The organism is uncultured Thiodictyon sp. (assembly GCF_903828115.1).
Lineage (GTDB): Bacteria > Pseudomonadota > Gammaproteobacteria > Chromatiales > Chromatiaceae > Thiodictyon.
Genome location: NZ_CAIKKU010000767.1, coordinates 1 through 11,466, shown reverse-complemented (window position 1 = coordinate 11,466; position 11,466 = coordinate 1). Strand labels below are relative to the sequence as shown.

General features: G+C 66.6%; 15 protein-coding genes and 1 tRNA gene. 10 read left to right on the top strand and 6 right to left on the bottom strand.

Annotation, left to right across the window (positions count from 1 at the left end):
• Positions 1-111 precede the first annotated feature (111 nt).
• Both QZY48_RS28180 and QZY48_RS28175 read right to left on the bottom strand, forming a co-directional pair.
• Entirely contained in the window at positions 112-1,638 is a 1,527-nt protein-coding gene (locus tag QZY48_RS28180) for a fumarate hydratase (protein ID WP_295436964.1), read from the bottom strand.
• 96 nt (positions 1,639-1,734) lie between these two features.
• A complete protein-coding gene (locus tag QZY48_RS28175; protein ID WP_295436963.1) occupies positions 1,735-1,884 on the bottom strand; it encodes a DUF3096 domain-containing protein in 150 nt (49 codons plus the stop codon).
• A gap of 305 nt (positions 1,885-2,189) precedes the next feature.
• On the opposite strand from QZY48_RS28175, the gene QZY48_RS28170 reads away from it, so the two are divergent.
• Positions 2,190-2,459 (top strand): hypothetical protein, encoded by a 270-nt coding sequence (locus tag QZY48_RS28170; RefSeq protein ID WP_295436962.1) that lies wholly within the window; start codon positions 2,190-2,192, stop codon positions 2,457-2,459.
• A gap of 332 nt (positions 2,460-2,791) precedes the next feature.
• On the opposite strand, the gene QZY48_RS28165 is transcribed toward QZY48_RS28170, so the two are convergent.
• Both QZY48_RS28165 and QZY48_RS28160 read right to left on the bottom strand, forming a co-directional pair.
• A tRNA-Pro gene (locus QZY48_RS28165) sits at positions 2,792-2,868 on the bottom strand.
• A 66-nt stretch (positions 2,869-2,934) separates the two neighbouring features.
• Positions 2,935-3,903, bottom strand: coding sequence for a polyprenyl synthetase family protein (locus QZY48_RS28160; RefSeq protein WP_295436966.1), 969 nt, complete (start codon positions 3,901-3,903; stop codon positions 2,935-2,937).
• A gap of 222 nt (positions 3,904-4,125) precedes the next feature.
• On the opposite strand from QZY48_RS28160, the gene rplU reads away from it, so the two are divergent.
• The 6 genes from rplU (at position 4,126) to QZY48_RS28130 (ending at position 7,532) form a co-directional block, all read left to right on the top strand.
• Positions 4,126-4,440: a 50S ribosomal protein L21 gene (rplU, locus tag QZY48_RS28155; protein ID WP_295436961.1), complete on the top strand. Its 315-nt coding sequence runs from the start codon at positions 4,126-4,128 to the stop codon at positions 4,438-4,440.
• Positions 4,441-4,453: 13 nt separating this feature from the next.
• Positions 4,454-4,711, top strand: coding sequence for a 50S ribosomal protein L27 (rpmA, locus tag QZY48_RS28150; protein ID WP_100921450.1), 258 nt, complete (start codon positions 4,454-4,456; stop codon positions 4,709-4,711).
• A 184-nt stretch (positions 4,712-4,895) separates the two neighbouring features.
• Positions 4,896-5,972, top strand: coding sequence for an Obg family GTPase CgtA (gene cgtA / locus QZY48_RS28145; protein WP_295436960.1), 1,077 nt, complete (start codon positions 4,896-4,898; stop codon positions 5,970-5,972).
• A 65-nt stretch (positions 5,973-6,037) separates the two neighbouring features.
• The gene (locus QZY48_RS28140; protein WP_295436959.1) at positions 6,038-6,199 is read left to right on the top strand and encodes a hypothetical protein; all 162 of its coding nucleotides are present in this window, start codon (positions 6,038-6,040) and stop codon (positions 6,197-6,199) included.
• Positions 6,186-7,310 (top strand): glutamate 5-kinase, encoded by a 1,125-nt coding sequence (gene proB / locus QZY48_RS28135; RefSeq protein ID WP_295436958.1) that lies wholly within the window; start codon positions 6,186-6,188, stop codon positions 7,308-7,310. The genes QZY48_RS28140 and proB overlap by 14 nt, the downstream gene beginning before the upstream one ends.
• Positions 7,311-7,379: 69 nt before the next feature.
• Positions 7,380-7,532: a hypothetical protein gene (locus tag QZY48_RS28130; protein WP_295436957.1), complete on the top strand. Its 153-nt coding sequence runs from the start codon at positions 7,380-7,382 to the stop codon at positions 7,530-7,532.
• A gap of 82 nt (positions 7,533-7,614) precedes the next feature.
• Here the strand turns inward: QZY48_RS28130 and aqpZ are convergent, their stop codons facing one another.
• Entirely contained in the window at positions 7,615-8,343 is a 729-nt protein-coding gene (gene aqpZ / locus QZY48_RS28125; protein ID WP_295436956.1) for an aquaporin Z, read from the bottom strand.
• A gap of 176 nt (positions 8,344-8,519) precedes the next feature.
• Positions 8,520-9,008, bottom strand: a complete 489-nt coding sequence (locus QZY48_RS28120; protein WP_295436955.1) for a hypothetical protein — start codon at positions 9,006-9,008, stop codon at positions 8,520-8,522.
• A gap of 439 nt (positions 9,009-9,447) precedes the next feature.
• On the opposite strand from QZY48_RS28120, the gene QZY48_RS28115 reads away from it, so the two are divergent.
• The 3 genes from QZY48_RS28115 to QZY48_RS28105 form a co-directional block, all read left to right on the top strand.
• Positions 9,448-10,113 carry a protein-L-isoaspartate O-methyltransferase gene (locus tag QZY48_RS28115; protein WP_295436954.1) on the top strand — a complete coding sequence of 222 codons (666 nt, stop codon included), beginning with the start codon at positions 9,448-9,450 and terminating at the stop codon, positions 10,111-10,113.
• Between the two features lie 239 nt (positions 10,114-10,352).
• Positions 10,353-10,937, top strand: coding sequence for an isochorismatase family protein (locus tag QZY48_RS28110; protein WP_295436965.1), 585 nt, complete (start codon positions 10,353-10,355; stop codon positions 10,935-10,937).
• Positions 10,938-11,147: 210 nt separating this feature from the next.
• The coding region (locus tag QZY48_RS28105; protein WP_295436953.1) for a hypothetical protein at positions 11,148-11,466 on the top strand (319 nt) is incomplete at its 3' end.

Sequence of the window (11,466 nt, the reverse complement as noted above, 5' to 3'; positions counted from 1 at the left end):
GTAATCGTTGAGCCTCGGATTCTCTCGCACCCCACGATGCATCGCTTCTCCGACAACGACAACGACAACGACAACGATTGTGTCTGCGTTTGACTTGTTCCTGACTCGCTGCTAAGCCGCGACGGCGACCGGAATCTTGCCGATCCGCGCCCGCCACTCTGCCGGCCCGCTCTGGTGCACGGACTCACCCCGGCTGTCCACGGCCACCGTCACCGGCATGTCCAGCACCTCGAACTCGCGGATCGCCTCCATCCCCAGGTCCCCGAAGGCGATGAGGCGCGACGACTTGATGGCCTTGGCCACCAGATAGGCCGCCCCGCCCACCGCCATGAGATAGACCGCCTGGTGGCGCCGGATCGCCTCGACCGCGACCGGTCCCCGCTCGGCCTTGCCGACCATGCCGATGAGGCCGGTCTCGCTCAGCATCTGCTCGGTGAACTTGTCCATGCGGGTGGCGGTCGTCGGGCCGGCGGGGCCGACCACCTCGTCGCCCACCGGGTCGACCGGGCCCACGTAGTAGATGAAGCGCCCGCGCAGGTCGACCCCGTCCGGCAGCCCCTCGCCGCTGTTCAAGAGATCGACCATGCGCTTGTGGGCGGCGTCGCGGCCGGTCAGGAGCCGGCCGGAGAGCAGGAGGCGCTCGCCCGGCCGCCAGCCGGCGATGTCCTCGCGGGTGACCGAGTCCAGGTCCACCCGGCGCGCCCCCGCCGCCGCATCCCAGGTGATCTCGGGCCAGTCGGTGAGCCGCGGCGGTGTCAGCGTCGCGGGGCCCGAGCCGTCCAGGGTGAACTCCGCATGCCGGGTGGCGGCGCAGTTGGGGATCATGGCCACGGGGAGCGAGGCGGCATGGGTGGGGAAGGTCTCGATCTTGACATCCAGCACCGTGGTGAGCCCGCCCAGCCCCTGGGCACCGATGCCCAGTGCGTTGACCTTCTCGAACAGTTCCAGGCGCAGTTCCTCGATCGGGTCGGCGGGACCGCGCGCCTTCAATTCATGGATGTCGATGTGACCGAGCAGCGACTCCTTCGCCATCAGCATGGCCTTCTCGGCGGAGCCCCCGATGCCGATGCCGAGCATCCCCGGCGGGCACCAGCCGGCGCCCATGGTCGGGACCGTCTTGAGCACCCAGTCCACCAGGCTGTCGCTGGGATTCAGGATGGTGAACTTGGACTTGTTCTCCGAGCCCCCGCCCTTGGCCGCCAGGCGCACCTCGAGGCGGTTCCCCGGGACCAGTTCCACATGCACCACGGCCGGGGTGTTGTCGCCGGTGTTCTTGCGCGCCCCGATGGGTGGGGCGACCATGGAGGCGCGCAACGGGTTGTCCGGGTCCAGATAGGCCCGGCGCACCCCCGCGTCCACCAGTTCCTGGATGCTGAGCGCCGTGTCCCAGCGCACCCCCATACCTACCTTGAGGAAGACCACCACTGACCCGGTGTCCTGGCAGATGGGTCGGTGGCCCTGCGCGCACATCCGTGAGTTCACCAGGATCTGCGCCATCGCGTCCTTGGCCGCCGGGGACTCCTCCGCCGCGTAGGCGGCGGCCAGGGCGCGGATATAGTCCGCCGGGTGGTAAAAGGAGATGAACTGCAGGGCGTCGGCGATGCTCTGGACGAAATCGGACTCGCGGATGGTGGTCATGGCTTACCCTGCGTCTGGTTCGGGGTCTGGTTGGCGATGGCGGGATCTTAACCGACCCCGGGGGCGGCGAGGTCTGAGCAGCCTCGCGATCATGGCTCAGAGGTGCCGCATCAGCCCCAGGACGCCGATGACGATCAGATAGATGGCCACGAAATAACGCAAGAACCTGGGAATGAGCAGGATCAGAATGCCGAGCAGGAGCGTTGCGGCCGGCTCGATCAGGAGTGGGTTCAAGTGCAGGTGCATCGGCTGGCTCCGGCGTCGGTTGAACGCTGCGCGCGCCCGCGCGCCGCGCCGCGCCGCGATGGCAGGGGCCACCCGCGGGCGGGCGGCCGATCCGCCCCGCTGACGGGCGCCCATCATACCCTGAAAACACTTGCCGCACGGCGCAGGACCGGGGAGACTCGCGCCCGTCCTGCTGGGCGCGGGCGCGGCCTTCATCACCCCGGCCTGTCCCGTAGGGTCCGCTGTGCGGACCTTCGCGCGGACCACCCGCCGCGGCCGTCGGGCGCTTCCCGGCCGGATGACCATCGTTAACAGGAGCCATCGAGATGAACGGGTTTTTCAGCGCGATCGTCAACTATTTCAGAGGCGTTGAGCGGCTGGGTCCCGGCCTGCGCCTCTTTTTTGCCGTGTCCGGGACCATCTTGTGGACGGGCATCTGGCTCACCGGGTTCGGGGTGGTGCATTGGGTGCTGTATATTCCCCCGATCTCGTTCACCTTCGCCGTCATTACGCGGATCTGCCCCGGCAAGATTCTCTCGGAGATGACCGTCAAGTCGCTCGCGACGCTGTTTCCGCCCAAGCCGAACGAGGCCTGAGCGGCTGGAGTCAGGCCCTGCCGGTGCCGGCCGACCGCTGCGAAGTGACGCCCCGGGGCGGCGGCACTGGGTCGGCGCGCCGTCCGGTCACGGCATTACGCAACCAACCTGCGGTATCGATTCTCAGTGAGCGGTTCGGTTCCGTTCGGTCCTGACCGATAGTGCTCTCGTGGGAGCGGCCTGCGGCCGCGCTGCGGCGAACCCCGACGCCACGTTCCCCGTGCGGCCCGTCGCGGCTGAAGCCGCTCCCACCGCGTCGCTGCGCGACTTTCACGATGGAGAGGCACAAAAAAGCCGCTCGTAAGCGGCTGACTTGCAGATGCATTAGAAGATGGTCGGGGTGACAGGATTCGAACCTGCGACTTCTGCCTCCCGAAGACAGCGCTCTACCAAGCTGAGCTACACCCCGAGGGAAAGGGGGACGACCGTTACGACGACGACGGTGGCGGCCTGACTGCCGCTCTGTGACCCGTCTCTAGTGGTCTCGGCTGACCGCGAAATCGGCCATCAGACCCAAGGACGCGGTGGCGTCCGAGGGGGCGAGGACGGCGAGTGCCTCCTTGGCCCGTCGGGCGTAATCCCGTGCGAGTTCGGTAGTATAGGCAATCGCGTCGGTGGACGCAATCACCGCGATCACGTCGTCGATCCGCTCGCGTCCGCCGTGCTCGATGGCCTCGCGCAGCAGGCGGCGCTGTGCGGGGGTGCCGACCGCCATCGCCCGCAGGATCGGCAGGGTCGGTTTGCCCTCGTCCAGGTCGTCGCCGACGTTCTTGCCCAGTTCGGTGTTGCCGCTGCTGTAGTCCAGGGCGTCGTCGATCAACTGGAAGGCGATCCCGAGGTTGCGGCCATAGTCGGCCATGGCCGTTTCGATGGGGTCCGGGCTCGCGGCCAGGACCGCGCCCAGGCGCGTGGCGGCCTCGAACAGGGTGGCGGTCTTGCGCACGATGACCTCCATGTAGCGCTGCTCGTCGGTGTCCGGGTCCTTGGTGTTGAGCAGTTGCAGGACCTCACCCTCGGCGATGCGGTTGGTGGCGTGGGCCAGGATCTCCATCACCCGCATGCTGCCGACCTCGACCATCATCTCGAAGGCGCGCGAGTAGAGGAAGTCCCCTACCAGCACCGTGGCCTCGTTGCCCCACACCACGTTGGCGGTGTCCTGGTTGCGGCGCAACTCGGAGCCGTCCACGACGTCGTCGTGCAGCAGGGTGGCGGTGTGGATGAACTCGATGACCGCGGCCAGATCGATGTGGCGGGTGCCGCCGTAGCCGCAGGCGCGCGCGGCCAGCAGCACCGACAGCGGGCGCAGACGTTTACCGCCGCTGCGCACGATGTAGTGTCCGATCTGGTTGATGAGGGCCACGTCGGATCGCAGTCGGCGCACGATCAGTGCGTCGACGGCCTTGGTGTCTTCGGCGGCGGGAAGCCGGATCGCGGAAAGGTCCATGCGTCTGGGAACTGGCATCAAAGTGTGACCGCCGATGCTAGGTGTCGGCCGGGGGGCTGTCAAGCCTGGTCGGATCGGCGCGGACCGGGACGACCGCGTGGCCGGCGGGTGGATGCCCTCTGGGTGGGTTGACGGCGGGGCCGCGCCCGGTTATCGTGTTGGGTCTTTACATCCGGCCTGGAGCGTCGGCGGTCGAACTCAGCCTTGGGGAATCTTCAAGACATGTACGCGGTGATCCAAACCGGTGGCAAGCAATACCGGGTCTCCGAGGGGGATACCCTCAAGGTCGAGAAGCTCGTTGCCGAGGCAGGTGCCGACATCGAACTCGATCAGGTCCTGATGGTTGCCGACGGCGACGCGGTGACGATCGGTCGGCCCTACATCCTGGGCGGCAAGGTGACCGCCACGGTCAAGGCCCACGGGCGCGCCGCCAAGGTCCATATCATCAAGTTCCGGCGGCGCAAACATCACCTGAAGCGCCAGGGCCACCGCCAGTGGTTCACGGAGCTTCAGATTACCGGGATCAGCGCGGGCTGATCGGGGAGCATCCATGGCACACAAAAAAGCAGGCGGCAGTTCGCGCAACGGCCGTGATTCCGAGTCCAAACGCCTCGGCGTCAAGATCTTCGGCGGCCAGAAGGTCACCGCGGGCAGCATTATCGTGCGGCAGCGCGGCACGCCCGTACACAACGGCGTCAATGTGGGCCTGGGTAAGGACCATACCCTGTTTGCCCTGGCCGACGGGGTGGTGCGGTTCCTGATCAAGGGTCCGAAGAACCGCAAGTTCGTCACGGTCGAGACCGCATAGTACCCATAGTATCGGCCGCTCGGGATTGCTCGATCGGCCTTCGTCACCCGGCCGTCCCCGGGCCCGCGTCGCCCCGCTTCCGCGGGTGGGCGTCCAAGCCGGTGATCGCAAGGGTGTCTGCACAAGAGCCTCGTCCCCCGGACGGGGCTCTTTGCGTTTTGGCCTTTAGATCGCGGACAACGTCATGAAATTCGTCGACGAGGCATTCATCCGGGTCGAGGCCGGCGACGGCGGCAGCGGCTGTGTCAGCTTTCGCCGCGAGAAATATATCCCCAAGGGCGGCCCGGACGGCGGCGACGGCGGCGACGGCGGCAGCATCTACCTGCTGGCCGACAACAATCTCAACACCCTGGTCGACTTTCGTTTCCAGCGGATGCACCGGGCCGAGTCCGGCCACAAGGGCATGGGCAAGGACATGCGCGGTCGCGGCGGTCGTGACCTCCTGATCCGGGTGCCGGTCGGGACCCGGGTCTTCGAGCAGGAGACCGGCGAGTCCTTGGGTGAATTGCTGACCAACGGGGAGCGCCTGCTGGTCGCCCAGGGCGGTTTCCACGGCATCGGCAATGCCCGGTATAAGTCGAGCACCAATCGTGCCCCCCGCCAGTTCTCGCCCGGCACCCCGGGGGAGCGGCGCGACCTGCACCTGGAACTGATCCTGTTGGCGGACGTGGGACTGCTCGGCTTCCCCAACGCCGGTAAGTCGTCGCTGATCCGTCAGGTTTCCAGTGCCCGTCCCAAGGTGGCCGATTATCCCTTCACGACCCTGTATCCGAACCTGGGCGTGGTCCGCCTGGGGCACCGGCGCAGCTTCGTGATTGCCGACATCCCGGGGGTGATCGAAGGGGCGGCGGAGGGTGCCGGGCTCGGCATCCAGTTCCTCAAGCACCTGGCCCGCACCCGGCTGCTCCTGCACCTGGTGGACCTGGCCCCGCTCGACGAATCGCTGGAGCCGGCCGCGCAGGTGCGCAAGATCGAGGCTGAGCTTACCGCGTTCGGCGGTGACCTGGCGCAGAAGGAGCGCTGGCTGGTCCTGAACAAGTGCGATCTGCTCCCGCCCGAGGTGCTGCGGCAGCGCCGTGAGCAGGTGCTGGACGACCTGGGTTGGCTGGCACCGGTCTATGAGTGCTCGGCCCTGACCGGCGCCGGTACGGCCCAGTTGATGGAGGACCTGATGCGCCGTCTGGAGGCACTCAAGCTTGAGTCCGGCGAGGCCCGACCCGCGGATGAGCCCGACGCTGCCGATTGGCACCCGCTCGATTGAGCCTGACGAACAATCGTTGTCGTTGTCGTTGTCGGTCGTAATCGTAATCGGAGAAGCGCTGCAAATTGGCTTGCGCGAGAATTCTGGGCGTTACGATAACCTCGACAACGACAACGACAACGACAACGACAACGGTGCTGAGAACATTTCCTAATGGACTTGTTTCACTTGTTAATGAACCGTTCGTAGCCAAGCCAAAAGGGGCCCTAAGACGTGATCTCCCGTGACACTCTCCCCGCGACCCGCCGTTGGGTCGTCAAGATCGGCAGCGCGCTCCTGACCCGCGATGGCCTCGGGCTGACCCGGGGGATGCTGATGCCCTGGGTGGAACAGATCGCGGCGCGCCGGGCGGCCGGTCACGACGTGGTGCTGGTGTCCTCCGGGGCGGTCGCCGAGGGCATGGTGCGCATGGGCTGGCGGCAGCGTCCCAAGGCGCTGCATGAGCTGCAGGCCGCCGCCGCTATCGGTCAGATGGGTCTGGTGCGCGCCTATGAGGCCTGCTTTGAGACCTTTGGCCTGCACACCGCGCAGGTGCTGCTCACGCGCGACGACCTGGCCCACCGGGCCCGCTATCTCAACGCCCGCGGCACCCTGCGCACCCTGTTGGGGCTCGGGGTGATCCCGGTCATCAACGAGAACGACACGGTCGCCACCGAGGAGTTGCGCTTCGGCGACAACGACACCCTGGCCGCCCTGGTGGCCAACCTGATCGAGGCCGATTTGCTGATCCTGCTGACGGATCAGGACGGGCTCTTCGACCGCGATCCGCGCGGCGATCCGGCTGCCCGGCTGATCGGCGCGACCCGGGTGGACGATCCGCAACTGGACCTGGTGGCCGGGGGGAGCGTCACCGCGCACGGTACCGGCGGGATGGTGACCAAGGTGCGGGCGGCCCGGCTGGCGGCCCGCTCGGGGGCGGCCACGGTCATCGCCCCCGGCCGCGGCGCGGGCGTGCTGACGCGGATCGGCGCGGGTGAGGCCGTAGGGACCCTGCTGGTGCCGGCCCAGGGCCCCCAGGCGGCGCGCAAGCAGTGGCTGGCCGGGCACCTGCAGGTGCGCGGCCGGCTGACTTTGGACCCGGGTGCGGTGCGCGCGCTGCGGGAGAAGGGCACCAGCCTGTTGGCGGTGGGGGTCAAGGCGGTGCACGGCACCTTCGACCGGGGTGAGGTGGTTGCCTGTGTGGACGAGGAGGGCCGGGAAGTCGCCCGGGGCCTGGTCAACTACGATGTGACCGAGACCCTGCGCATCCGCGGGGAGCCCACCAGCCGACACGAGGAAATCCTGGGCCATAGCGACGCCGAGGAACTGATCCATCGGGATAATCTGGTCGTTCTGTGAGGGGTACGACGTAACGAGTCAAGAATCACGTTAAACACAATCGTTGTCGTTGTCGTAATCGGAGAAGCGATGCAGTTTGGCGTGCGAGAGAATCCGGGGCGCTACCATAACCTCGACAACGACAACGACAACGACAACGACAACGACAACGACAACGACAACGACAACGACAACGACAACGACAACGACAACGCGACAAGCATTCCCTCATGGGCTGCTTGAGAGTAAGTGGATAGGGTTAACAGCCTGGCATATCTTGTTGGAACAGCGGCGGGGGCCGCCAAGGCCCGCGCCGGGCAAGCGGTTACTTGCTTGCGGGGGCCTCGAACAGCCGATAGATCCCGCCGGCGATGCCGGCCCCGATGATCGGGGCGAGCCAGAAGAGCCACAGTTGGGACAGGGCGAGCCCCTCGCCGTTCAGTGCCAGGACCAGGGCCGGGCCGGTGCTGCGCGCCGGGTTCACGGAGGTGTTGGTCACCGGGATGGAGATCAGGTGGATCAGGGTCAGGCCCAGGCCGATGGCGAGTCCCGCGTGGGTGCCGATGCCGCGCTTGTCGGTGCAGCCCAGGATGATGAAGAGGAACATGGCGGTCATGACGACCTCCACGATCAGGCCGGTGGTCATACCGTACTTGCCGGGGGACAGGTCGCCAAACCCGTTGACCGCCAGGCTGCTGGCCTTGAGGACGAACTCCGGATTGCCCTGGAGGATCAAGAGGAGCAGGAAGGCCGCCAGGATCGCCCCGATGGTCTGGAAGATGATGTACAGGGGCGCGTCCCCCACGGGGAAGCGGCCCCCCACGACCAGACCGACGGTCACGGCCGGGTTCAGATGGCAGCCCGAGATGTGGCCGATCGCGTAGGCCATGGTCAGGACCGTGAGGCCGAAGGCGAAGGCGACACCGAGCAGGCCGATACCGATATCGTTGGTACCGGCCATGAAGACCGCCGCCAGCGCGGCGCTGCCGCAACCGCCTAAGACCAGCCAGAAGGTGCCGATCAGTTCGGCCATGGAACGGGACATCAGGGACATGCGGATCACCTCAGGGTTATGTGAAGATAACGGGTTGCGGACTCGGCAGGCGGTTCATGGGTGCCGGCTGCCGCGGGCGTGCCGAACGGCAGTCGGCGGAGCGGTTGCCGGGTACGACCGGGCCGCATTGTAAGCGATGGGACAGTTCTGTGTGGACGCCGGTTCAGGTGGCGCCGCTAGTGGACGCGCCAGGCGTCCTTTGCCTTGACCAGCGCGACCTCCGAGCGCTTGAACTCGACCTCGCCGGCACCCACGCCGGCCTCGACCAGGATGCTGCAGACATAGATGTCCTTGCGTTCCTCGACCGGGTTGCACTCCACCACGTCGACCTTCACCAGCTTGATGGTGAGCTTCGCCGCCGCCGCCGGATCGAGATATTGGGCCGTCCCCACGTTGATCTCGCTGATTCTGTCCGTGTAGGCGACGCGGATGTCGGTTTCGGTCGGGCCCTTGTACTCGGCCTTTTCGCTGCCCTTTTTTTTGGGAGCGCCGGGCTTGGCGGGGGCCGGGGCGGGCGCCTTGGCCGGGGCTTGCGCCGCGGCTGGGGCCGGGGCCGGCGCGGGGATTGGCGCTGTGAGCGGGGGCGGCGCCGATTGGTCGGCGGCGCGGACCGCGGCGGCGGCCGTGGCGATGAGGAGGACCGCGAGCAGGTAAGTCTTGCGCATGCGCTGGCTACCGGGTGGCTTGGGTTCGGGGTGCCTTGATGGCCGTCTCGCCGCGGGGCCGGGGCCTTGGTCCGCACAGCGGACTCCACGGCTCGCGGCCCTCACGACGGGTCCGCTGCGCGGACCGTTCGTCGCGGGCCGCAAGGATAGTACGTTTTTCGCGCCTCGCGGACCAGTTGCCGAGGCTGCGTTAGCTGCCACCGAGGTCCGCGTGGAAGAAAAAAGTATTTTAGAAATCGCTAATGTTCTATATTATCGCAAGCGCGTCGGCGACCCGCGGCAATCGTCATCTTTGAGTCCTATTGTTCACGGATGATCAGTGTCGCTCGAGTCTGAACAGACCGGCCGTCCGGGCGGCGAGGTTGCACGCCGCGTGCGAAGCCCTTAGCCTTGCGCGCCGACCGGTCACCAAATCCCCTGTACCCGCGGAGAAGCCCTCGTGGACTCAAGCAGCGACATCGCGCGTTTCAACATGATTCAGCAGCAAATCCGCCCCTGGGAGGTGCTCGATGACCGGGTGCTGGAGGTCATGGGCGAGATCAGGCGTGAGGTCTTTGTCCCGGATGCCTATCGGGGGCTGGCCTACGCGGACATCGAGGTCCCGCTCGGTGAGGGTCAGGTCATGTTGGCCCCGAAGGTGGTTGGGCGCCTGTTGCAGTCGCTCAGGGTTCAATTCGCCGACCGGGTGCTGGAGGTCGGGACCGGCAGCGGCTATCTGAGCGCCTGTCTGAGCCGACTGGGCGCCGCGGTGGTCAGCCTGGAAGCCGACCCCGCCTTGGCCGCCGCCGCGCGGGAGCGGCTTGCGGGCGCGGGGTTCGACCGGATCGAGGTGCGGGCGGCCGATGCCCTGGCCGGACCGACGGCGGGCGGACCCTTCAACGTGATCGCGGTGACGGGCTCGGTGCCCGCCACCGCGCTCCTGGCGGTACTGGAGGCGCAACTGGCCCCGGCCGGGCGCCTTTTCTGCATCCTCGGTCGGCCGCCGGTCATGGAGGCCTGGTTGATTACCCGGGCGGCCGGCGGCGGCCTGCGTCGCGAGTCCCTGTTCGAGACCTGCACCCCGGCCCTGGCCCACTGCCCCGCGGCGCCGGCCTTTGTGTTCTGATCGTTGAGTGACGGGTCGAGAACAAGCTACACACAAGCGCAATCGTTGTCGTTGTCGTTGTCGTTGTCGTAATCGTAATCGTAATCGGAGAAGCGATGCTATTCGAGGTGCGAGAGAATCCGCACCACTACGATAACCTGCATTACGACCACGACCACGACCACGACAACGACAACGACAACGACAACGACAACGAACAAATCTGCGTCAGGCAGCAACCACCAATCGGAGGACATCCAGTGAGTGTTCACCCTATCCAGATGCCGCTGTGTCAGCGCGACTCGTCCCAATTGCTCATCATCGACGCCCAGGAGCGGCTGGCCCGGGCCATGCCGACCGAGGAACTGGAGCAGGTCGTCGCCAACATCAACCGACTGATCACCGCCGCCAAGGTCTTCGGCATTCCGGTGATCGCCACCCAGCAAAACTCCAAGGGTCTGGGGCCGATCATCGAGTCGATCGGTCTGAACCTGCCGCCGGACACCCAAGCCACCGAGAAGACGGCCTATTCCTGCTGCACGGCGCCGGGCTTTGAGCGCAGTATCTCGGCCCACCCGGGGCGGCGCCAATTGATCGTCGTCGGCATGGAGGCCCACATCTGCATCTCCCAGACCGTCGCCGGGCTCCAGCGCTGGGGCTATCAGGTCTTCGTTCCCGCCGATGCCATTATCTCCCGCAAGGAGGTGTGGAAGGCGAATGTCCTCGACCGGATGCGCGCCGGCGGCGTTCAGGTGTCGTGCACCGAATCGGTCGCCTTTGAATGGATCGGCGACTCGGCCCAGGAGCATTTCCGTGAGGTGTGGTCGCTGTTCCGCAATCAGTGACACAGGGGCCTGAAACCGACTCTCGGAATCAATATAAACAGTCGTTTACGTTTGCGTTAAAACTCGTTTAGTGTCCGCAATCGCTCGCCGGGTAACGCCACGGGTAACAGTTGGTGGGCGTTTGGATTGTTCTGAAGTGTTTTACTGTGTGCGGGGCCGCCGATCCGCCGACGATGACTGTGTGCGGGGCCTTGAGGCTGGTCCTCCTGGGTGCCGATCCCGCTCGCCAGGGCCTACCCGCGCGCGATCCAGGAGGTTGCCGCCCGCCTTGAGCCCATCGCCAGGAGCGGGCCGGAGTCCTTGAGGCTGGTCCTCCTGGGGCCGATGCCGCTCGCCAGGGCCTACCGGCGCCCGATCCAGGAGGTTGCCGCCCGCCTTGATCCCATCGCCAGGGCCTACCGGCGCTCGATCCAGGAGGTTGCCGCCCGCCTTGAGCCCATCGCCAGGAGCGGGCCGGAGTCCTTGAGGCTGGTCCTCCTGGGGCCGATGCCGCTCGCCAGGGCCTACCGGCGCCCGATCCAGGAGGTTG

What these genes read in the sequence shown, in the direction of transcription:
- QZY48_RS28180 (WP_295436964.1), bottom strand. Translation starts at nt 1,638, where the DNA reads ATGACCACCATCCGCGAGTCCGATTTCGTCCAGAGCATCGCCGACGCC.
- QZY48_RS28175 (WP_295436963.1), bottom strand. Translation starts at nt 1,884, where the DNA reads ATGCACCTGCACTTGAACCCACTCCTGATCGAGCCGGCCGCAACGCTC.
- QZY48_RS28170 (WP_295436962.1), top strand. Translation starts at nt 2,190, where the DNA reads ATGAACGGGTTTTTCAGCGCGATCGTCAACTATTTCAGAGGCGTTGAG.
- QZY48_RS28160 (WP_295436966.1), bottom strand. Translation starts at nt 3,903, where the DNA reads ATGGACCTTTCCGCGATCCGGCTTCCCGCCGCCGAAGACACCAAGGCC.
- rplU (WP_295436961.1), top strand. Translation starts at nt 4,126, where the DNA reads ATGTACGCGGTGATCCAAACCGGTGGCAAGCAATACCGGGTCTCCGAG.
- rpmA (WP_100921450.1), top strand. Translation starts at nt 4,454, where the DNA reads ATGGCACACAAAAAAGCAGGCGGCAGTTCGCGCAACGGCCGTGATTCC.
- cgtA (WP_295436960.1), top strand. Translation starts at nt 4,896, where the DNA reads ATGAAATTCGTCGACGAGGCATTCATCCGGGTCGAGGCCGGCGACGGC.
- QZY48_RS28130 (WP_295436957.1), top strand. Translation starts at nt 7,380, where the DNA reads ATGCAGTTTGGCGTGCGAGAGAATCCGGGGCGCTACCATAACCTCGAC.
- aqpZ (WP_295436956.1), bottom strand. Translation starts at nt 8,343, where the DNA reads ATGTCCCTGATGTCCCGTTCCATGGCCGAACTGATCGGCACCTTCTGG.
- QZY48_RS28120 (WP_295436955.1), bottom strand. Translation starts at nt 9,008, where the DNA reads ATGCGCAAGACTTACCTGCTCGCGGTCCTCCTCATCGCCACGGCCGCC.